A 21,554-nucleotide genomic window follows, 5' to 3' on the forward strand; every position below is an offset into this window, starting at 1 on the left:
CGCCGTGTGGACGGGACGCCGCCGTGAGGGCGAGACGCCGTCGGATCTGGGTCCGGTTCGTCGACCCGGCACCGTCCCGGGCGGACGGCGCCGTCTCGCTGGGACCGGAGTGGCTCCTGCCCGGCCGCCGCGCGTGTCGACGTGCGCACCGACCGAGGTGGGGCGCGTGCTGATCGTGCACCGCGCCTCCCGGCCGTCGTGCTCTCCACAGGCGGACACGGACCGTCCTCCGGCACCGGCCGCACGAACTAGGATCGAGGGGTGGCTGGCAGGATCGCGCGGAACGACATCGACGAGGTCCGCTCGCGTGTCAACATCGCCGACGTCGTCGGCGACCACGTCACGCTGAAGTCGGCGGGCGTCGGCTCGCTGAAGGGGCTCTGCCCGTTCCACGACGAGCGCTCCCCGTCGTTCCACGTGCGGCCGCAGGTCGGCCGGTACCACTGCTTCGGGTGCGGCGAGGACGGCGACGTCTTCGAGTTCATCATCAAGATGGACCACACGACGTTCCAGGAAGCGGTCGAGCGCATGGCCGCGAAGATCGGCTTCACGCTCCACTACGAAGAGGGCGACGGCCCGCGCACCGACTACAACCAGCGCGCGCGGCTGATCGCCGCGAACGAGGCAGCGCTCGAGTTCTACCAGTCGCAGCTCACCTCGGCGGCTGCCGAGCCCGCGCGACGCTTCCTCGGGGAGCGCGGCTTCGACCCCGCCGCAGCACAGCACTTCGGCGTGGGTTTCGCGCCGCAGTCGTACGACGCCACGCGTGAGCACCTGCGGGGCCGTGGGTTCTCGATGGACGAGATCCTCGCGGCGGGACTCGCCGGACAGGGTGACCGCTCGCCGTACGACCGGTTCCGCGGACGCCTCGTGTGGCCGATCCGTGACGTGACCGGTGCGACGATCGGCTTCGGCGCGCGTCGACTGCTCGACGACGACAAGGGCCCGAAGTACCTCAACACCCCCGAGACGCCGATCTACCACAAGAGCCAGGTCCTCTACGGGCTCGACCTCGCCCGGAAGGACATCTCCAAGGGCAAGCAGGTCGTGATCGTCGAGGGCTACACCGACGTCATGGCGTGCCACCTCGCCGGTGTGACGACCGCCGTCGCGACGTGCGGCACCTCGTTCGGTGTCGACCACATCAAGGTCCTCCGGCCGATGCTCGGCGACGTCAGCGGTGCCGACCCGAACGCCAACGGCGAGGTGGTCTTCACGTTCGACCCCGACGAGGCCGGGCAGCGTGCCGCCTCGCGGGCGTTCGCCGAGGAGCAGCGCTTCGCAGCGCAGACCTACGTCGCGGTGGCTCCCGGCGGGCTCGACCCGTGCGACCTCCGACTCGCGCGAGGCGACGACGCGATCCGCCGGCTCGTCAGCGCGAAGCGCCCGATGTTCGAGTTCATGATCCGTCGGACGCTCGACGGCCACGACCTCGAGACCGTCGAGGGGCGGGTCAGCGCACTGCGGGCCGCCGCGCCGGTCCTCGCCGGGATCCGCGACCGCTCCCTCACGCAGGGGTACGTCCGCGAACTCGCCGGGTGGCTCGGCATGGACATCCCGGACGTCCGGCGGGCGGTCGACTCGGCGCGTCAGCGCGCGTCCGCAGCGCGCACCGACCGGACGGGAGGCCCGGTGCCGGTCGGTCAGGCCGGTCTCGGTGGTGAGCTGGTCGCCCCGCCCGAGGAGCCCGTGGCCGGTCTGCGGCTGCTGCCGAACGACCCGATCACCCGGATGGAGCGCGACGCCGTGATGGCGATGGTGCAGCAGCCCGGGTACGTGGGCGCACCGCTCATCTGGCTCGCGGCCGGCGCGACGTTCTCGGCGCCGATGCTGTCGGTCGTGCGGGACGCCGTGGTCGCCAACGTCGACTCGATCGGCGCGGGGGACTGGCTCGACCGGTTGCTGCAGGACGTGCCGGCGCCGTTCCGCGGTCTCGTGCAGGAGCTCGCACTCGCACCGATCCCGGCTCGCACCGACGAGGACCTGGCGCTCTACGCCCGGAGCATCGTCGTGGCCCTGGTCGAGCGGGACCTGCTCGCCCGCAAGGCCTCGCTGCTCGGGCAGTTGCAGCGGGCCGACCCGCACGAGCAGTCCGACCGGCGCGCCGAGATCCAGCGCCAGCTCGTCGACATCGACGCGCAGCGGATGCGCCTCCGCGCCGACGCCGAGGCGGCAGCGCAGGGCTGAGCCGTCCCGCGAGGGGCGGCAGCGCGTCGTCGCCCGGCCACTCGTGCTGGCCCGCTCGGTCGCGCGGCCACTCGTGCTGGCCCGCACGGTCGCGCGGCCACTCGTGCTGGACCCCAGGGTCGCGCGACCACTCGTGCTGGACCCCAGGGTCACGCGGCCACTCGTGCTGGACCCCAGGGTCGCGCGACCTGCCGCGTGCGGTCGATCTGGTCGCAGGACTCGCCGCCGCGACCCGAACTGAGCGGCAGGTCACGCGACCAGGGCGCGAGCACCATCCGCCGTCGCCGTCGCCGCCGCCGCCGTCGCCGCCGCCGCAGCGGGCAGGGATCGCCGCGTGGACGACGTCGAGCGGGTGGGGATCGGTGCCCGGAGACGCCGAGGGTGCCGTACTCCGCCCGCTCGGTGTCCCGCCGTGGCCCGGCCACTCGCACTGGCCGTTCCGGTCGCACGACGTGCCGTGTGCGGTCGTCCTGGTCGCACGACCCGCCGCCGCGGCCCGAACTGAGCGGCAAGTCGTGCAACCCGAACGCGAGCACCACCGACCGGCGCCGGGCGGGCAGGACGTGCCGCGCGCGTGACGTCGGGTGGGTGGGATGTGTCGGCCGGGGAGGTCGAGCGTGACGGATCTCGCCCGCTCGGCAGCGGGCAGCGGGCAGCGGGCAGCGGGCAGCCGCTCGCCCGCCCGGTGGCAGGCAGCGGCCCGACCTCCGGCCCCCGTTGCACCACGCAACTTTCGTGCGCGACACGCCGCTGGGTGACGCGCGCATCATGCGCCACGCGACGCGGTCGTGCATTACAAGGGTGTAAACAAATGTCCCTCGAATCGTGGACTTCCGTGTCAGGGTGGTACCAATGAGCGTTCCCGGCGGGCCTCACAGTCGATCCACCGCCCTCCGCGGGACCCCTTGCGAACCATCACCGAGAGAGAGAGCGGACATGGCATCCGTATCCAAGTGGGGCAGGCGCGGCATCGCGCTCGGCGCCGGGGCAGCAGCGACGGCGCTGGTGCTGACGGGCTGCGCGAGCAGCAGCGTCTCCGACACCGACCTCAACGGCCTGAGCATCGGCACGACGGACAAGGTCACGTCCCTCGATCCGGCCGGGTCCTACGACAACGGCTCCTTCGCCGTGCAGAACCAGGTGTTCCCGTTCCTGATGAACACCCCCGTCGGCAGCCCCGACGTCAAGCCGGACATCGCCGAGAGCGGCGAGTTCACGAACGACACGACCTACACGGTGAAGCTCAAGAGCGGGCTGAAGTTCGCGAACGGCAACGACCTCACCTCGAGTGACGTCAAGTTCTCGTTCGAGCGCGAGCTGAAGATCAACAACGAGAACGGTCCGCAGTCGCTGCTCGCCAACCTCAAGAGCATCGAGACCCCGGACGACACCACGGTCGTCTTCAACCTCGACCACGCCGACCAGACCTGGCCGCAGGTGCTCTCGAGCCCCGCAGGCCCGATCGTCGACGAGCAGGTCTTCTCGGCGGACGAGCTCACCCCGGCGGCGGACATCGTCAAGGGCAAGGCGTTCGCCGGGCAGTACGAGATCACCTCGTACAAGGAGAACGACACCATCCAGTACTCGGCGAACCCCGAGTACGACGGGCTCCTCGGCAAGGCGAAGACCAAGGAGGTCACCGCCAGCTACTACACCAAGGAGACCGACCTGAAGCTCGCCGTGCAGAAGGGCGACGTCGACGTGGCGTACCGCTCGCTGACGCCGACCGACATCGCCGACCTGCGCAAGGACGACTCCGTCAAGGTCACCGACGGCCCCGGTGGCGAGATCCGCTACCTGGTCTTCAACTTCAACACGCAGCCGTTCGGCGCGAGCCAGTCCGACGCGGACGAGGCGAAGGCCCTCGCCGTGCGCCAGGCCGTGGCCGACGTCGTCGACCGCGAGAAGATCGCGAAGGACGTCTACAACAACACGTACTCGCCGGTCTACTCGATGGTGCCGGACGGCCTGACCGGTGCCGCGAAGCCGTTCGAGGAGCTCTACGGCAACGGCAAGGGCGGCCCCGACGTCGACAAGGCGAAGGAGACGCTGTCGAAGGCCGGTGTCACCGGCAAGGTGCAGCTCGACATCCAGTACGCGCCCGACCACTACGGTTCGACGTCGGACGACGAGTACGCCGAGCTCAAGACGCAGCTCGAGAACTCGGGCCTGTTCTCCGTGAAGATCCAGTCGACGGTCTACACGACCTACGCGCAGGAGCGGACGAAGGACTCCTACCCGGTGTACCAGCTCGGGTGGTTCCCGGACTTCTCGGACGCCGACAACTACCTGTCGCCGTTCTTCACGAAGGACAACTTCGTGCAGAACCACTACGACGACCCGGAGATCCAGAAGCTGATCTCCGAGGAGCAGCAGGAGTCCGACAAGGACAAGCGCGCGCAGCTCATCGAGCAGGCGCAGGAGCGCGAGGCCACGCAGATCTCGACGCTGCCGCTCCTGCAGGGCAAGTCCGTGGCGGTCGCGGGCAAGGACGTCAAGGGCCTGACCCTCGACTCCTCGTACAAGTTCCGCTACGCCACCCTCTCCAAGTAAGACCGGCGTCGGCCCACGGGGGCGTTCCCACGAGGAGCGCCCCCGTGGCCACGTCCCGAACGGCACCGAAAGGCACCCGTCCCCGTGACCCTCAGCACCCCCGAGGCGACACCGGAGCTGGCCACCGACCCCACCAAGCCCCAGGCACAGCGACGTGCCCGTGGGCAGGGCGGCGGGCTCGGTCGGTACATCCTGGTCCGCTTCCTCCTCATCTTCCCGACGGTGTTCATCCTGGTGACGCTCGTCTTCTTCCTGATGCGCGTCATCGGGAACCCGATCACCGCCTCGGTCGGTGGCCGTCTGACGCCCTCGCAGCTCCAGGAACGTCTGCACGCCGCCGGCTACGACCGGCCGGTCATCGTCCAGTACCTCGAGTACCTCGGCGGCATCGTGCGCGGGGACTTCGGCACGACGTCGACCGACAACCGTCCGATCACCGAGGTCATCGTCACGTACGGCGGCGCGACCGCGGAGCTGGTCTTCTACGCGCTCATCGTCGCCCTCGTCCTCGGCATCCCGCTCGGCATGCTCGCGGCGTACGTCCGCGACAAGTGGCCGGACGTGCTGTTCCGAGCGCTCGCGATCCTGACGTACGCGACGCCGGTGTTCTTCGGCGGTCTGCTCCTCAAGCTCGTCTTCTCCGTCTGGCTCGGCTGGCTGCCGCTCGGCGACCGCGCCTCCACCCGGGTGTCGCTCATCCTCGACAACATCCCGGGTGCGACCGGCATCTACGTCATCGACGCACTCCGCACCGGCAACGCGCAGGTGATCGGCGACGTGCTGTCGCACGCCGTCCTGCCCGCGCTGACGCTCGGTCTGCTCACCGCCGGCATCTTCCTGCGTCTGGTGCGTGCCAACATGATCGGCTCGCTCGGGTCCGAGTACGTCGACGCGGCCCGCTCGCGCGGCGTCCGGGAGGCCCGGCTCGTCCGGACGCACGCCTTCCGTCCGGCGCTGGTCCCGATCATCACCGTGATGGGTCTGCAGATCGCCATGCTGCTCGGTGGGTCGGTGCTCACCGAGACCACGTTCGGCTGGCGCGGGCTCGGTTTCCAGCTCAACCAGTACCTGTCGGCCCGCGACTTCGTCGCGGTCCAGGGCATCGTCGCGATGCTCGCCGTGATCGTCGCCGTGACGAACTTCGTCGTCGACGTCGTCGCGGCGCTGATCGACCCGAGAGTGAGGTTCTAGCGATGGCCGACACCTCGCTCGTCGACCGCCACGAGCCGCTCTGGAAGCGGCTGCCCGTGGTGGTCCAGCTCCGCAGGAGCACCGGCTGGCAGCGCGCCATGCTCATCACCGGCGTGGTCATCTGCGCCCTGTACCTGATCGTCGCCCTCGCCGCGCCGCTCATCGCCCCGTACGGCTTCGGTCAGCTGCAGGGCGCCGACGGCCAGGGCTTCCCGCGCACCGCCCCGCCGAGCGCCGAGCACGTCTGGGGCACCACGGTCGGTGGCTTCGACGTGTTCAGCCGCGTCGTCTTCGGCGCGCGCACCGCGGTGCTCGTCGTCATCGTCGCGGTCGTCGTGTCGATCACGATCGGGGTCATCCTCGGCATGGTCTCGGGGTACGTCGGCGGCTGGCTCGACCGGGTCCTCGTCGTCGTCGCCGACGCGATCTACGCGTTCCCCTCGCTGCTGCTCGCCATCGTCGTGTCGATCGTGATCTCCGGCGGCAACTCGAGCTACACCGGCGGCATCGTCGCGGCGGCGATCTCGATCACCGTCGTCTACGTCCCGCAGTACTTCCGGGTCGTGCGTGCCGAGGCGGTGCGCCTGAAGAACGAGGCGTTCGTCGAGTCCGCGCGGGTCATCGGCACGAACCCGTGGCGCATCATGACCCGCCACGTGCTGCGCAACAGCACCAGGAGCCTGCCGCTCATCCTGACGCTGAACGCCTCCGACGCGATCCTCACCCTGGCCGGCCTCGGCTTCCTCGGGTTCGGCATCGGCCCGACCAGCGGCGCGGAGTGGGGCTACGACCTCAGCCGCGCGCTGTCGGACGTCGCGTCGGGCGTCTGGTGGACCGGTGTGTTCCCCGGCGTCGCGATCGTCGTGCTCGTGCTCGGCGTGACCTTCATCGGCGAGAGCCTCAACGACATCTCGGACCCGCGCCTGCGCGCCCGCAGGAGGCTGAAGCAGCTGGTCTCGCGGAAGCAGGCCGCCAGCACGGAAGGGGCGACGGCATGACCGACGCAGGGAACGACCAGCAGGACCGACCGGTCGCGGTCGTCGACGACCTGACCGTCACCTTCGCGACCGACGGCGGTGCCGTCGACGCGGTCAAGGGCGTCAGTCTCGACGTCCGTCCGGGCGAGGTCCTCGCGCTGGTCGGCGAGTCCGGCTCCGGCAAGTCGGTCACGGCCCGCAGCATGCTGCGGCTGATGCCCGAGACGGCGACGCTCGGGGGTGCGGTGTACCTCGACGGCACCGACGTGGTCAGCGTCGGGTCGGCCAAGCTCCGCGAACTCCGCGGCACGGCCGGTGCGATGGTCTTCCAGGAGCCGTCGACCGCGCTCAACCCGGTCTTCACGGTGGGGTGGCAGATCGCCGAGGGCCTCCGGGCGCACGGCGGCGTCTCGAAGAAGGACGCCCGCGCGAAGGCGATCGACTACCTGCGACGCGTCGGCATCCCCGACCCGGAGACGCGGGTCGACCACTACCCGCACCAGTTCTCCGGCGGGCAGAAGCAGCGCGTGGTCATCGCGAGTGCACTGGCCCTCGAGCCGAGCGTGATCATCGCCGACGAGCCGACCACCGCGCTCGACGTCACCGTGCAGGCCGAGATCCTCGACCTGCTCCGACGCTGCCGCGACGAGTTCGGCGCTGCCATCGTCATCATCACGCACAACATGGGCGTGGTCGCCGACCTGGCCGACCGGGTCGCCGTCATGTACCAGGGCGAGGTCGTGGAGGAGGCACCGGTCGCACAGCTCTTCGCGGACCCGCAGGCCGACTACACGAAGCGCCTGCTCGCCGCCGTGCCCCGACTGGAGGCCTCGACGGGAACGGCCCGCCGAGCGGTGATCGCCACCGACGTCGAGCCCCTCGTCAGCGCCAAGGGGCTCGAGATCGAGTACCCGGGCCGCCTCGGTTCGCCCGCCTTCAGGGCCGTGAAGGGCGTCGACCTCGACGTCCGTCCCGGCGAGGTGCTCGGGCTGGTGGGGGAGTCGGGCTCCGGCAAGACGACGATCGGTCGGGCCATCGCGGGGCTCACCCGCGTCACCGGCGGGTCGCTCGAGGTCCTCGGCACCGAGATGCTCGGGTACCGCGAACGGGACTTCAAGCGGCACCGCAAGGACATCGGGTTCGTGTTCCAGGACCCGGCGACCTCGTTCAACCCGCTGCTCACGATCGCCGAGTGCGTCGCCGAGCCGCTCGTCGTGCACGGCGAGGTGCGGAACCCCCGAGCCGCCCGCAAGCGCGTCGGCGAGTTGCTCGAGATGGTGCAGCTCCCGGCGTCCTACGGCGACCGGTACCCGCACGAGCTGTCCGGTGGCCAGCGGCAGCGCGCCTCGCTCGCGCGTTCGATCGCACTCCGGCCGAAGCTGCTCATCGCGGACGAACCGACGAGCGCGCTCGACGTGTCGGTGCAGGCCCGCGTGCTGGAGCTCTTCCTCGAGCTGCAGCAGGACCTCGGGTTCGCGTCGCTGTTCATCAGCCACGACCTCGCGGTCGTCGGCGCACTGTCGGACCGCATCGCGGTGCTGTACCGCGGCGACCTGGTGGAGACGGGCACCACCGCCGAGGTCCTCGGTGCGCCGCAGCACCCCTACACGCAGCGGCTGCTCGCGTCGCTGCCCGTGCCGGACCCGGCGGAACAGGCGGAGCGACGGCGTACGCTGGTGGCACTGGAGAACGCCGGGTCCTGACCCGACGCGACCGGCCTGGAGGCACGGCGTTGCGTCGTCGACGCACGCCGCGCCTCCCGGCCGGTCACCTCCGGCGAACCACCGACGACGCGACACCGGTCCGTCGCGCAACCGCCGCCAGGGGGCGGCGCGGAAGGGGACCCATGATCGCGGTGAACGGCCCGGCGGTCGTCGCAGACGACGTCTCGATCGAGTACCGGGGCGTGCGCGGATCGGAGCCGATCCGCGCGGTCGACGGGGTCAGCCTGACCGTTCGCCAGGGCGAGATCCTCGCGCTCATCGGTGAGTCCGGTTCCGGCAAGAGCACCTTCGCCGCCGCGATCGCCGGGCAGCTCGGTGCGACCGGCGAGGGCGAGGGTGCGCACCGGCGACAGATCGTCGGCGGTGAGCTCACCGTGCTCGGTCAGCACGTGCGCGGGCTCCGCCCGTCCTCGCGGAAGGCGCAGCGGCTGACCGGCCGCATCGGGTACCTGCCGCAGGACGGCGCCGACCGGCTGAGCCCCGACCTGACCGTGGGCGAGGCGATCGCCGAACCGATCTACCTGCGCGACCGGCGGTTCGACCGCAAGGAGGCCGGGCTCATGGTCGCGCGACTGGTCGACGCCGTGCACCTGCCCCTCGGCGTCATGCGCCTGAACACGTGGGAGCTGTCGAGCGGGCAGCGGCAGCGTGTCGCCCTCGCACGCGCGCTCATCCTCGAGCCGCAGCTCCTCGTCGCCGACGAACCCGCACGCGGCGTCGACGTCCTGGTCCGTCAGTCGGTGCTCGAGGCCCTGACCAACCTGCAGCGCGGCCGGCAGTTCTCGGCCGTCGTGGTGTCGAGCGACCTCCGCGAGGCCCGGGCGCTCGCGGACCGCGTCGGTGTGCTCGCCGAGAGCCGCCTGGTCGGGCTCGGCACCTTCGACGAGGTCCTCGACAACCCCGTCGACCCCTACGTGCAGACGCTCGCCGCGACCGCGTCGCGCCCGGTGAAGCGTCGTCCGACCGCGACCACCGCCCCGCGGCGCTCGTCCGCCCCCCGTCGTCCGGTCGGTGCCGGGGCGGGCACCGCTCCCCGGGCCGAGCGTCAGGAGAACGCATGAGCACCACGACCGCACACGACACGGCGAGCAGCCGCGGACACCGCGCGGTCGTCACCGACGCGGGCGCCCCGCTCCCCGTCGACGCACCCACGGCCGGACCGGTCGCGATCCTGCCGACCGCGGCCGACCTGCACGCGGACGCCGTGCGGGCCGCCGGCGGCACGGTCGGCGACCTCGGCGCGGACACGCGGGGGATCGTCTGGCTCGACGCCCGTGACCCCGACGGGCTCGCGGCGGCGTTGGACCAGGGGCCCTCGGTCGGCTGGGTCCAGCTGCCCTTCGCGGGCGTCGACGCCTTCGCCCACTTGATCCAGGAGCACGGGGACCGGGTGCTCTTCACATCGGCCAAGGGTGCCTACGCGGAACCCGTCGCCGAGCACGCCCTCGCGCTGACGCTCGCGACGCTCCGGGTGCTGCAGAAGCGCGCCCGCGCGACGTCCTGGGCGACCGAGCCGGAGGGCGTGTCGCTCTACGGGCGGAACGTCGTGGTGATCGGCGCGGGCGGGATCGCCCTGGAGTACATCCGGCTCGTCGCCCCGTTCGAGGTCTCCGTGACGGTCGTGCGCCGCTCGGACGACCCGGTACCGGGAGCCGACCGCACGGTCACGACCGACGCCCTGGACGAGGTGCTGCCCGACGCCGACGTGGTCGTGGTCGCGGCGGCCATGACCTCGGGGACGGCGAAGCTGTTCGACGCGCGTCGGTTCGGACTCATGAAGCCCTCGGCGCGTCTCGTGAACATCGCGCGCGGGGGACTGGTCGACACCGACGCGCTCGTCGCGGCGCTGCGCGAGGGCACGATCGCCGCCGCCGGCCTCGACGTGACGGACCCGGAGCCGTTGCCCGACGGCCACCCGCTGTGGGACGAGCCGGGTGTGGTCGTCACGCCGCACCAGGCCGACACCCCGGACATGGTCGCGCCGCTGCTGGCCGAGCGCGTCCGGGCGAACACCGCCGCGTTCCTGTCCGGCTCGGGCGACGGGTTCGTCGGCGTCGTGGACCCCGTCGCGGGCTACTGAGCACCGACGGCGCCCGGCCCGGCCGGAGAGCTCGACGACGCGGCGCGCCCGGGATGCGCGGCCGATGCGCGGAGCGGGCTCGGGGTGCTGCTATGCTGTTACCCGTTGTTCGCACCACATTCGCCAGCGGACAGTGATCCTCGATAGCTCAATTGGCAGAGCAGCCGGCTGTTAACCGGCAGGTTGTTGGTTCGAGTCCAACTCGGGGAGCGACAGGCCCTCACCCTCCGGGGTGGGGGCCTCTTGCGTTCCCGGGGTCCGGCGCCCTTGCCGCTACCGCGAGACTCGGCTCCGCGGACGGTTTCTCGGGCACCGGACCACGAACGTGTCCGCACGGCCGAGTCTCGCGCGGAGCTGGCGCTGGGCACCGGCCGGTGTTCGGCTTCCGGCTGGCTCGCAGGCGCCGCCCGGTCGCAAGCTGTTAGCGTTCACAGGTGATCACCGTGCGCCGGACCCTCGCCGCGGCGTTCGTCGTCCTCGGAGCGGTGGCGCTCACCGCGTGCACCGCCGGGCAACCGGAGCCGGAGGACTCGCTCGACTCCGCAGCACGGTCCGAGGTCTCCGCGACGGGCAGCGCGCCGATCGTCTTCGCGTTCGTGTGCAGCGGCGCCGCGGACGACAGCAGCGGCGCGGGCAGCGACACGACCGGTGACGACGCCGACGGCACGGGGGAGACGTACACGACGTACGCCGCCGTGTGGGAGGCCGAGCGCACCGAATGCCGGGCCGAGCGCATCACGGGCACCGAGATGTCGGCGCAGCAGCGGGCCGCGGTCCGGGCGGCCGACGGTACCGCCACGCTCGAGGAGCTCGCGGCGACCTGCGCGGAGCGCGGAGCGTCGCCGTGGCGTGACGGCGTCTCGACGCCGGAACAGGCCGAGCTGGCGGCCGGACTCGTCGCGTACTGCCCCGGTCACCCCGACCGGGACCGCCTGCAGGAGTCGCTGACGGCCTACCGGGGCTGAGCCGGGCCTCCCGGCCGACCGCCGGTGCCGCGCTGGGACGTGCGCCGGAGCCGACCGCGCGGTCAGCCCTCGGGGTGGTCGCGACCGGGGAGCCAGGACTTGCCCGGGCCGCCCCAGCTGCTCTTGCGGATCGCCTTCGCGACCTGCTTGCCGTACGGGTGCACGAGCCGGTCGGCGTAGAGGTAGCCGTCCAGGTGGTCGTACTCGTGCTGGAAGACGCGGGCGAGCCACCCGTGGGCCTCGACCTCGAAGGGCTCCCCGTGCTCGTCGACCGCACGGAGCAGGGCGCCCTCGGCCCGACGCAGCGGGAAGCGCTCACCCGGGATCGAGAGGCAGCCCTCGGACTCCTCGTCCTCGTCGAGCTCCTCGACCGTCTCCGGCACGGGCGGGGTGGTCCAGAGCACCGGGTTGATCGCGACCCCGCGGTGCAGGACCTCGTCGTCGTCGGTCCACGAGTACACGAACAGGCGCTTGCCGACCCCGACCTGCGGACCCGCGAGACCGACCCCGGGGGCGAGGTCCATCGTCTCGTACATGTCCTGCACCAGTGCGCGGAGGTCGTCGTCGAACGCGGTGACCTCGGCAGCGCGCTCGTGGAGGACGGGTTCGCCGGTGATGCGGATGGGGAGGACGGGCATTCACCCAGGTTATCCGGCGAGGACCGGTAGCCTCGTCGCGTGACGACGGACCTCCCGATCCCGGACGCGGTCAACCTGACCCCGTTCCAGGCCCTGATGATCCCCGTCGCGCTCGTCGGTGCGGTCTTCCTCTCGCTCGGAGCGCAGTTCCAGAGCCGCGGGGTGCAGCGCGTCGAGGCCCGACTCGGTCGGCAGTCGAAGGGGCTGTCGGTGCGGCACGTGCTCGGGCTGCTCGGCAGCGGCTGGTGGGTGCTCGGCACGCTCATGCTCGGTCTGGCCGTCGTGCTCCAGCTCATCAGCATCACGAACGCCCCGCTCATCGTCGTGCAGCCGCTCGGCGCCGTCGCGCTCGTCATCACCACGTGGTTCTCGTCACGGTCCTCCGGGGTGCCGCTCGGACAGCAGGCGCGACGGGCGGTCTGGACCTGCATCATCGGCGTCGGGATCTTCGTCGGCATCGCCGCCGTCGTCGGCCGCGAGAGCGCGATCACCCACGAGCAGCTCGTGACGATCCTGGTGGTGCTGGCGATCGTCCTGGTGGCCGTGTTCCTGTCGTTCCGCTTCGCGGCGAAGCGGGCGAGCGCCATGTACTACATCGTCGTGGCCGGAGTGCTCTACGGCTTCGTCGCGACACTGGCCAAGGTCGTGCTGAACCGGTTCCTGCACGGCACGTTCGACTGGCTGACCGCGATCGCCGTCGTCGGGGTGATCGTCGCCGCGGTGCTCGGCGGGTACTTCGTGCAGAACGCGTACTCGAGCGGGTCCGCCGACCTGGTGATCGCCGGCCTCACCGTCATCGACCCGATCGTCGCCGTGGGCATCGGCGTGATCGTGCTCGGCGAGGCCGCCGGGGCGCCGTGGATCGCGGTGGTCGGCTTCCTGGTCGCTGCGGTGATCGCCATCACGGGCGTGTTCCTGCTCGCGAAGCACCACCCCGAGACGCGGCGCTGACCGCGGTCGGCTCGCGGTGTCGGCGGTCGTGTCCGCGGTTGCTGACAGCGTCGGTCGTCGTTGTCAGCCGTCGGCGTCGTCCGCGCGGCTGACGCGGTCGCTGACGGCGTCGGTCGTCACTGTCGGCCGTCGGCGTCGTCCGCGCGGCTGACGCGGGCGCTCGGGCCCGTGCGGTACCGTCGAGGCCCGACCAGCAACCGCCCACGAGAGGACGATGCCAGCCGTGTCAGAGGACGCCACCACCGCCACCGCCGAGTCGACGGGTGCGACGGGCGGGTCCCGACCGCTGCGCGTCATGATCGCGGCCGACACCTTCCCGCCGGACGTCAACGGCGCCGCGACCTTCGCCGAGCAGCTCGCCGTCGGGCTCGCGGAGCGCGGCCACGAGGTCCACGTCGTGGCCCCGGCGTCGAGCGCCCACCACGGCACGTTCGACGAGGAGCACCGCGGCGTCGTCCTCACCGTCCACCGGCTGAAGTCGTACAAGTGGCCGTGGCACGCGTGGCTCCGCTTCGTGTGGCCGTGGAGCGTCCGCAAGTGGACGGGTCCGATCCTCGACGCCGTCCAGCCGGACGTGCTGCACATCCAGTCGCACATCGTCATCGGGCGCGGCATCGTGCAGGAGGCCCACGAGCGCGGCATCCGCATCGTCGGCACCAACCACTTCATGCCCGAGAACCTGCTCGAGTACGTCCCGTTCGGCCGTCGCACGCTGCCGATCGCGCTGAAGATCGCGTGGAACGACGCCGCCAAGACCTACCGGCTCGCCGACGCCATCACGACGCCGACGGTGCTGGCCGCGGACTACCTCCGCGAGGCCATCGCCGGGCAGCAGGTCCTCGCGATCTCGTGCGGCATCGACGCGTCGCGCTACAGCGCCCGCAGCGGTCGCCCCGCGGGGAACGACATCGTGTTCGTCGGCCGGGTCGCGCCGGAGAAGAACCTCGACGTGCTCGTCCGGGCGCTCCCACTGCTGCCGAGTGAGCTGCACGCGACGCTCACCATCGTCGGTGGCGGCGAGATGATCCCGAAGTTGAAGACGCTCGTGCAGGAACTCGGACTCGAGGACCGGGTGCGCTTCGCCGGCTTCGTGTCGGACGAGGCGAAGCGCCAGGCGCTGACGAACGGCACCGTCTTCGCGATGCCGTCCACCGCCGAGCTGCAGAGCATCTCGTCCCTCGAGGCGATGGCGTCCGGACTGCCGGTGGTCGCCGCGGACTCGATGGCACTGCCGCACCTCATCGACGGCAACGGGTACCTCTTCACGCCGGGCGACGTGCAGGACCTCGCTGCGAAGCTCGCACAGGTGCTGCAGGCGTCCGACGACGACTACGAGGCGATGCGGGAGCGCAGCCTGGCCATGATCGAGGCACACGACATCAACCGCACGCTCGCGACGTTCGAGTCGCTGTATCGTGGGGAGTCGGTGGCCTGACGGTCCCCGACGAGGGGCGGTAGCCAAGCTGGTCAAGGCACTCGGCTCATAACCGAACGATCGCGGGTTCAAGTCCCGCCCGCCCTACGTGCACCTGCCGCGACGACGTGAGACCCCCGACGACCACGCGCCGACCCCGAACGTGACGTTCGAGGCGACCCGCGTCGGCACCGGCGTGCGCGTGAACGCGTTCCGCATCGGCTTCATGGGAGCCCTGGGCGTGCTCATCGCCCTGCTGGCCGGCGTGATCGTCCAGCAGCTCAGCACGGTCCTGGTCTACATCGGCGTCGCGCTCTTCCTGTCGCTGGGCATCGACCCGCTGGTGTCCTTCCTCGAACGGTTCATCCCGCGCTGGTCGGCGATCACGATCGTCGTCGTGGGTGTCCTGTCCGCCTTCGCCGGCGTCGTGTTCGCGGTCGTCCCGATCCTCATCCAGCAGGCGACGAACCTCGTCCAGAACTTCCCGGAGATCGTCCAGGACATCTCGCAGCAGGAGTGGGTCCAGGACCTGTCACAGCAGTTCGCCGGCGCCGTCGACGTCAACCACGCGCTGGAGTCGCTGCAGTCCTTCGTGGAGGACCCGGGCAACCTCCTCAGCCTCGGTGGCGGGATCCTGGCGGTCGGCAGCGGCATCCTGTCCGGCCTGACCGGCGCGATCATCGTCATCATCCTGATGCTGTACTTCCTGGCGTCGATGCGGGGCCTGAAGTCGATGGCCTACCGCTTCGTGCCGGCGACACGTCGGCAGAACTTCGTCGACGTCAGCGAGCAGATCACCCAGGCCGTCGGCCGCTACGTCGTCGGACAGATCAGCCAGGCGCTGATCAACGGCATCCTCAGCCTCGTGTTCCTGCTCATCATCGGTGCACCGCTGCCCGTGCTGCTGGCGACCTTCGCGTTCCTGGGCTCGCTCATCCCGCTCGTCGGCACCCTCGCCGCGGCGGTCGTCATCTCCCTGCTCTGCCTGTTCGCCTCGCCGGCCACGGCGCTCGCGGCCGCGATCTACTACCTCGTCTACATGCAGGTCGAGGCGTACCTCATCTCCCCGCGCATCATGTCGCGCGCGGTGCAGGTGCCGGGCGCCCTGGTGGTCATCGCCGCGGTCGCCGGTGGCACGATCGGCGGGGTCCTCGGGGCGCTCGTCGCCGTGCCGGTCGCCGCGTCGGTGATCATCATCGTGCAGAAGGTCATCTACCCCCGCCAGGAGCAGTCGTGAGCACGGTCGACCCGGACCTGGCCGAGCACGTCGCGGCCCGCGATGCCTGGGCCCGCAGCGCGCGCGGCCCGCTCGCCCTGGTGAACGCGCAGCACGTCGACCGCCCGCAGCCCGTGTGGCCGGTCGCCGGGCAGTGGGCGCCGGTCCCCGGCGGTCTCACCGTCACCGCCGCGGCGGCGGACGGCGTCGTGGTCGACGGCGTCCCGGTGGACGGCACGGTGCTGGTCGCCGGTGACACCGCCGTCGTGCCGTCGACCGTCGCCTTCGCCGACGGGCTCGCCGGCACGGTGCACGGCTCCACGCTCCGCGTCTGGGACCCGGCCTCCGACGCGGTCTCCCGCTTCGCACGCATCGCGCGGTTCGCGCCGCGGCCGGGCGGGTGGGTCACGGCCGGCAGGTACGAACCCTGGTCCGGTCAGGAGGCACCCGGTCACCTCACCGACGCCGCCGGCGACCCCCTGCCCGTCACCGGGACGATCGAGACCACGGTGGACGACGTTCCCGTGCGGCTCACCGCGGTGCGGTCCGCGCCGTTCCAGGGCCGGCCGCGGTTGCAGCTCATCGTGCAGGACACCACCAGCGCCCTGCCCGAGGGCGACCCGGGCAGCTCGTACTCGATGGGACGCTTCCTGTACCTGCCCGAGCCCGACGGCGCGGCCGAGGTCGCGCTCGACTGGGACCGGCTCGTCCTGCCGCCCTGCGCGTTCTCGTACCAGTACGCCTGCCCGGTGCCCCCGGAGGAGAACCGCCTCCCGGTCGCACTCACCGCGGGGGAGCGGCACCCCGTCGACGAGCAGGGCGCCGTCCTGCACTGAGGCCCGCCCGGTCCGCCCGCGCGGTCTGCTCGCCGGGTGTGGCGTTCCCAGCGCGGACGCTGCATAATGGGCGTGTCCGCAGGGACATCACAATCTGATACCGATGGTTCCGCTACCGGGACTCCGCACCACAGGTCGATGGGGAAGTCGCACCTGACGAAGCGGAGGAATCGTGAACGGAACGACGACAGGGGTGCTGTACGTGCACTCCTCACCACGCGCGCTCTGCCCGCACGTCGAATGGGCGGCCGGTCGCGCGATGAGCCGCGCCGTGAACTTCTCGTGGCTCGACCAGCCCGCACTCGACGGCTCCCGCCGGACGGAGTTCACGTGGACGGGCCAGGTCGGCACCGGTGCGGCGATCGCCTCTGCCCTGCGCGGGTGGGAGCACCTGCGCTACGAGGTCACCGAGGAACCGACCGCGCAGTCTGACGGCGGGCGGTGGATGCACACGCCCGACCTCGGCGTCTTCTTCGCGCAGACCGACGTGTCCGGCAACATGGTCGTCCCCGAGGACCGTGTGCGCTACGCCATGGAGGTCGCCGGCAGCAACGCCCTCGAACTCCACCGCGAACTCCGTCTCGCCCTCGGGCAGGCCTGGGACGACGAGCTCGAGCCCTTCCGGCACGCCGCCGAGGGCAACCCCGTCGTCTGGCTGCACCGCGTCGGCTGACCCCTCCCGCGCCCTCCGCACCACTCGGACGCCGCCCGCTCCCTCCGGAGTCGGCGGCGTCCGTCGTCCCCGCGTGCGGCACGCCTGTCGTCGAGGAGCTGTGCCCTGGCCTCGTTCAGGTCGCACGACGTGCCGCCTGCGGACGTCCCGGTCGCAGGACACGCCGTCGTCGCGGAACATGAGCGGCAGGTCGTGGGACCGGAACGGCCCGGGCACCGGCGGCCGAGGGGCGGACCCAGCCCGTGACGGACGGAGGCCCGCCCTGCGGACGCAGGACGGGCCTCCAGGCCGACGACGGGTCGGCGACGACGGATCAGGCCGTGCGGAACGCCACCACGGCGTTGTGTCCGCCGAACCCGAACGAGTTGCTCACCGCGAGCAGGTCACCTGCGGGCAGCTCGCGCGGCGCGGTCGCGACGTCCATCACGATCTCCGGGTCCTGCTCGGTCAGGTTGATCGTCGGCGGCGCGACGCGCTGGTGCAGCGCCATCACCGTGAACGCGGCCTCGATCGCACCCGCACCGCCGAGCAGGTGCCCCGTCGACGCCTTGGTGGCCGAGACGACCACGTTGTCGAGGTGGTCGCCGAAGACGCGGCGCATCGCGTGGTACTCGGCCACGTCGCCGACCGGGGTCGAGGTGGCGTGGGCGTTGACGTGGACGACGTCCTCGCGGGCGGCGTCGGCGTGCTCGAGCGCCGTGATGACCGCGCGGGCGGCGGCGCTGCCCTCGGGGTCCGGCGCGGTGATGTGGAAGGCGTCCGAGGTGATCCCGGCACCGGCGACCTCGGCGTAGATCGTCGCGCCGCGGGCCTCCGCGTGCTCCTTCGACTCGAGGATGAGCGCTGCGGCGCCGTCGCCGAGCACGAAGCCGTCGCGCGTGACGTCGTACGGACGCGAGGCCGTCTCGGGGGAGTCGTTCCGTCGCGAGAGTGCCTGCATCGCGGCGAACGCGGCGAGGGGCAGCGGGTGCAGTGCGGCCTCGGCGCCACCGGTGATGACGATGTCGGCGTCGCCGTCGGCGATGTGGCGGTAGGCCTCGGCCAGCGACTCGGTGGACGAGGCGCAGGCGGAGAGGTACGTGCGGGCACCGCCGCGCGCGCCGAACTCCATCTCGATGGCGGCGGCGGGGCCGTTCGCCATGAGCATCGGGACCGTCATCGGCATGACGCGACGCGGACCCTTCTCGCGCAGGGTGTCCCAGGCGTCGAGGAGCGTGTTGACGCCGCCGATGCCGGTCGCCCAGTCGACGACGAGGCGCTCGGGGACGACGGTCTCGGGGTCGATGCCGGCGTCGGCCCAGGCCTCACGAGCGGCGACGAGCGACAGCTGCGACGAGGGGTCGAGGCGCTTGGTCTCCGGGCGCGTGAGCTGGTCCGTGAGGAAGCGGCGTGCCTGGCCGGCGAACTCGACGGGGATCTCGAGCGACGAGTAGCGCTCGTCCTCGATGCGGGTGATGCCGGACCCGCCGGCGAGCAGCGCGTCCCAGGTCTCCGGGGCGGTCGCGGCGAGGGGTGTGATCGCACCGATCCCGGTGACGACGACGGTCTTCTTGGTCATGGAACGACGTGTCTTTCGTGTGGACTGGTCGAGCGCCGGTGGACGCCCGTCCGTGTGGTCGAGCGCCGGTGGGCGCCCGTCCGGTGTGGTCGAGCGCCGGTGGGAGCTCCACCGCTGGTGGACGAGGTGAGCGCCGCGGCCCGCGGGATGTGCGCGGTCCGCGGCGCTCAGGAAGCTCGCGTCAGGCCTGGGCCTTCGTGATGTAGTCGACGGCGTCGCCCACGGTCTTGAGGTTCTTGACCTCTTCGTCCGGGATCTTCACGTCGAACTTCTCCTCGGCGTTCACGACGATGGTCATCATCGAGATCGAGTCGATGTCGAGGTCGTCGGTGAACGACTTGTCGGCGGCGACGGTGTCGGTCGCGATGCCGGTCTCGTCGTTGATCAGCTCGGCCAGGCCGGCGAGGACTTCTTCGTTGGACAGGGCCATGGGTGTTCTCCTTGAGGGGGGTGTCGTTTGACCGTGGACCAGCCTAGGGCACGAGTGGTACGGGTGCCCGGAGCCGAGCCGGGATGGGGGACTAGGGGAGGACGACGACCTGCGCGCCGAACACGAGACCGGCACCGAAGCCGATCTGCAGCGCGAGACCGCCGGAGAGCTCGGGGTGCTCCTCGAGCAGGCGGTGCGTGGCGAGCGGGATGCTCGCGGCGGAGGTGTTGCCGGTGGTGGTGATGTCGCGGGCGATCGTCACCGTCTCGGGCAGGCCGAGCTGCTTGGCGAACTCGTCGATGATGCGGATGTTCGCCTGGTGCGGCACGAACGCGGCGAGGTCCTCCGGACGGACGCCGGCGGTCTCGAGCGCCTGCCGCGCGACCTTGACCATCTCCCAGACGGCCCAGCGGAACACCGTCTGACCGGCCTGGCGCATCGTGGGACGCGGGGCTCCGGCGGCCCACTCGTTGTACGTCGCCGTCATGCCGATGGCGTCCCACTTCGAGCCGTCCGAGCCCCAGATCGTCGGGGCGATGCCGGGGAAGTCGCTCGGGCCGACGATCGCGGCACCCGCACCGTCACCGAGCAGGAACGAGATCGAGCGGTCGGTCGGGTCGACGACGTCGCTGAGCTTCTCGGCCCCGACGACCAGCACGTGGTCGGCGAGCCCGGACTTGATGAACGAGTCGGCCTGGGCGATGCCGTACGCGTAGCCGGCGCAGGCCGCGCTGACGTCGTAGGCCGCCGCGGGCGTCGCGCCGATGCGCTCCGCGAGCAACGACGCCATCGACGGCGTCGCCACGGTGTGGGTGACGGTGCTGACGAGCACGACGCCGACCTGCTCGGGCGTGATGCCGGCCTTCTCGATGGCCTCGCGCGCCGCGGCCTCGGCGAGGTCGACCGCCTCGACGTCGGCGCCGGCACGCTTGCGCGTCACGATGCCGGTGCGCTGGCGGATCCACTCGTCGGAGGAGTCGATCGGACCGACGAGGTCCTCGTTCGGCACGACGTGCTCACCGCGGGCGGCACCGAACGCCATGATGCGGGTGTACTCGTGGCCGCGACGCTGCTGCAGCACCGGACGGGAGGCGCGGGGCGCGTCGGTCCCGTCGGCTGCGGGGGACGGCGTGGTGGCGTCGGTCATGCGGTTGCGTCTGCTTCCTCGCCTGCGGGCTGCTGGCCCACCGGCTGATCGTCCGGGACGGCTGCTGCGCGCGCGTCCTGCTCGAGGAGCTCGACGGCGGCGGGCAGGTCGTCGGGGGTCTTGACGGCGACGGTGGGCGTGCCGCGCAGGCCACGCTTGGCCAGCCCGACGAGCGCGCCCGCCGGCGCGAGTTCGATGATGCCGGTGACACCGGCGGCGGAGAAGGACGCCATGACGGCGTCCCAGTGCACGGGGCTCGCGATCTGGCGGACCATCAGGTCGACGAACCGTCGGCCGTCGTCCACGCGCGATCCGTCGGCGTTCGTCCAGATCGGCAGCGTCGGGTCCTGCACCGACGCCCCGGCCGCGACCGGTGCGACCCGGTCGACCGCGGGGGCCATGTACCGCGTGTGGAAGGCGCCGGCGACGGCGAGCGGCACGACCCGGGCGCGAGCCGGCGGATCGGCGGCCAGTGCTGCGACGGCGTCGGCGGGACCGGCGACGACGGTCTGGCCGCCGCCGTTGTGGTTGGCCGGCACGAGCCCGTGCTGCTCGAGGGCTGCGGCGATCGCGTCGGCGTCGCCGCCGAGCACGGCGGCCATCGACGTCGGCTCCAGCGCTGCGGCGTCCGCCATCGCCCGGCCGCGCTCGGCGACCAGCGCGACGGCGTCGGTCGGCTCGAGGATCCCGGCGACACCGGCGGCGGTGAACTCGCCGACCGAGTGTCCGGCGACGCCACCGACCAGGGCACGACGGCCGTCGGCGAGCAGGGCGTCGGCGGTGACGAGCCCGGCAGCCACGATGAGCGGCTGCGCGAGGGCGGTGTCCTTGATGGTGTCCGCGTCGGAGTTCGTGCCGTGCTCGACGAGGTCGACGCCGATCGCCTCGGACCACGCTCCGACGCGGTCACGGACGGCGGAGTCCTCGAGCCAGGGGGCGAGGAAGCCGGGGGTCTGGGAGCCCTGTCCGGGCGCGACGACGACGATCACCGGTCAATCCTCGTCGCCGCGCCGC

Annotated in this window: 18 protein-coding genes and 2 tRNA genes; 15 read left to right on the forward strand and 5 right to left on the reverse strand. The window is 71.7% G+C overall.

Annotated elements, in window-relative coordinates; genetic code table 11:
- Positions 1 to 261: 261 nt before the first annotated feature.
- The 9 genes from dnaG to NI26_RS16835 all read left to right on the forward strand — a co-directional run bounded on the left by dnaG (position 262) and on the right by NI26_RS16835 (position 11,677).
- Positions 262 to 2,187, forward strand: coding sequence for a DNA primase (gene dnaG / locus NI26_RS06695; protein ID WP_066653917.1), 1,926 nt, complete (start codon positions 262 to 264; stop codon positions 2,185 to 2,187).
- Positions 2,188 to 3,123: 936 nt separating this feature from the next.
- Entirely contained in the window at positions 3,124 to 4,740 is a 1,617-nt protein-coding gene (locus NI26_RS06700; RefSeq protein ID WP_066653919.1) for an ABC transporter substrate-binding protein, read from the forward strand.
- A gap of 84 nt (positions 4,741 to 4,824) precedes the next feature.
- Positions 4,825 to 5,931 (forward strand): ABC transporter permease, encoded by a 1,107-nt coding sequence (locus NI26_RS06705; RefSeq protein WP_066653921.1) that lies wholly within the window; start codon positions 4,825 to 4,827, stop codon positions 5,929 to 5,931.
- A 2-nt stretch (positions 5,932 to 5,933) separates the two neighbouring features.
- Positions 5,934 to 6,929 carry an ABC transporter permease gene (locus NI26_RS06710; protein WP_066653922.1) on the forward strand — a complete coding sequence of 332 codons (996 nt, stop codon included), beginning with the start codon at positions 5,934 to 5,936 and terminating at the stop codon, positions 6,927 to 6,929.
- A complete protein-coding gene (locus NI26_RS06715; RefSeq protein WP_066653923.1) occupies positions 6,926 to 8,611 on the forward strand; it encodes an ABC transporter ATP-binding protein in 1,686 nt (561 codons plus the stop codon). Before NI26_RS06710 ends, NI26_RS06715 begins: the two co-directional genes overlap by 4 nt.
- A 143-nt stretch (positions 8,612 to 8,754) precedes the next feature.
- A complete protein-coding gene (locus NI26_RS06720; protein WP_081984807.1) occupies positions 8,755 to 9,693 on the forward strand; it encodes an ATP-binding cassette domain-containing protein in 939 nt (312 codons plus the stop codon).
- Positions 9,690 to 10,712 (forward strand): D-isomer specific 2-hydroxyacid dehydrogenase family protein, encoded by a 1,023-nt coding sequence (locus NI26_RS06725; RefSeq protein WP_081984809.1) that lies wholly within the window; start codon positions 9,690 to 9,692, stop codon positions 10,710 to 10,712. The genes NI26_RS06720 and NI26_RS06725 overlap by 4 nt, the downstream gene beginning before the upstream one ends.
- A gap of 137 nt (positions 10,713 to 10,849) precedes the next feature.
- Positions 10,850 to 10,922 (forward strand) — tRNA-Asn (locus tag NI26_RS06730).
- Between the two features lie 224 nt (positions 10,923 to 11,146).
- Positions 11,147 to 11,677, forward strand: coding sequence for a hypothetical protein (locus tag NI26_RS16835; protein WP_066653924.1), 531 nt, complete (start codon positions 11,147 to 11,149; stop codon positions 11,675 to 11,677).
- A 62-nt stretch (positions 11,678 to 11,739) separates the two neighbouring features.
- Here the strand turns inward: NI26_RS16835 and def are convergent, their stop codons facing one another.
- The gene (gene def / locus NI26_RS06740) at positions 11,740 to 12,315 is read right to left on the reverse strand and encodes a peptide deformylase (protein ID WP_066653925.1); all 576 of its coding nucleotides are present in this window, start codon (positions 12,313 to 12,315) and stop codon (positions 11,740 to 11,742) included.
- Between the two features lie 39 nt (positions 12,316 to 12,354).
- Between def and NI26_RS06745 the strand changes: the two genes are divergently transcribed.
- The 6 genes from NI26_RS06745 (at position 12,355) to NI26_RS06770 (ending at position 17,405) form a co-directional block, all read left to right on the forward strand.
- Entirely contained in the window at positions 12,355 to 13,266 is a 912-nt protein-coding gene (locus NI26_RS06745; protein ID WP_174234721.1) for a DMT family transporter, read from the forward strand.
- Between the two features lie 214 nt (positions 13,267 to 13,480).
- On the forward strand, positions 13,481 to 14,701 hold the full coding sequence (locus NI26_RS06750) for a glycosyltransferase (protein ID WP_200884139.1): 1,221 nt from the start codon (positions 13,481 to 13,483) through the stop codon (positions 14,699 to 14,701).
- Between the two features lie 13 nt (positions 14,702 to 14,714).
- Positions 14,715 to 14,788 (forward strand) — tRNA-Ile (locus NI26_RS06755).
- 7 nt (positions 14,789 to 14,795) lie between these two features.
- Entirely contained in the window at positions 14,796 to 15,917 is a 1,122-nt protein-coding gene (locus tag NI26_RS06760) for an AI-2E family transporter (RefSeq protein ID WP_200884164.1), read from the forward strand.
- Positions 15,914 to 16,732 carry a DUF1684 domain-containing protein gene (locus NI26_RS06765; protein ID WP_066653927.1) on the forward strand — a complete coding sequence of 273 codons (819 nt, stop codon included), beginning with the start codon at positions 15,914 to 15,916 and terminating at the stop codon, positions 16,730 to 16,732. Before NI26_RS06760 ends, NI26_RS06765 begins: the two co-directional genes overlap by 4 nt.
- A 193-nt stretch (positions 16,733 to 16,925) precedes the next feature.
- A complete protein-coding gene (locus NI26_RS06770; RefSeq protein WP_081984811.1) occupies positions 16,926 to 17,405 on the forward strand; it encodes a DUF3145 domain-containing protein in 480 nt (159 codons plus the stop codon).
- A gap of 313 nt (positions 17,406 to 17,718) precedes the next feature.
- On the opposite strand, the gene NI26_RS06775 is transcribed toward NI26_RS06770, so the two are convergent.
- The 4 genes from NI26_RS06775 to NI26_RS06790 all read right to left on the reverse strand — a co-directional run bounded on the left by NI26_RS06775 (position 17,719) and on the right by NI26_RS06790 (position 21,529).
- Complete coding sequence (locus NI26_RS06775; RefSeq protein WP_066653928.1) at positions 17,719 to 18,963, reverse strand: beta-ketoacyl-[acyl-carrier-protein] synthase family protein; 1,245 nt, start codon at positions 18,961 to 18,963, stop codon at positions 17,719 to 17,721.
- Between the two features lie 181 nt (positions 18,964 to 19,144).
- Positions 19,145 to 19,393, reverse strand: a complete 249-nt coding sequence (locus tag NI26_RS06780; protein WP_058729431.1) for an acyl carrier protein — start codon at positions 19,391 to 19,393, stop codon at positions 19,145 to 19,147.
- 91 nt (positions 19,394 to 19,484) lie between these two features.
- A complete protein-coding gene (locus NI26_RS06785; RefSeq protein WP_200884140.1) occupies positions 19,485 to 20,540 on the reverse strand; it encodes a beta-ketoacyl-ACP synthase III in 1,056 nt (351 codons plus the stop codon).
- The gene (locus tag NI26_RS06790) at positions 20,537 to 21,529 is read right to left on the reverse strand and encodes an ACP S-malonyltransferase (RefSeq protein WP_235426569.1); all 993 of its coding nucleotides are present in this window, start codon (positions 21,527 to 21,529) and stop codon (positions 20,537 to 20,539) included. The genes NI26_RS06785 and NI26_RS06790 overlap by 4 nt, the downstream gene beginning before the upstream one ends.
- Positions 21,530 to 21,554 lie beyond the last annotated feature (25 nt).

Origin of the sequence: Curtobacterium sp. MR_MD2014 (genome assembly GCF_000772085.1) — a bacterium.
Taxonomy (GTDB): domain Bacteria; phylum Actinomycetota; class Actinomycetes; order Actinomycetales; family Microbacteriaceae; genus Curtobacterium.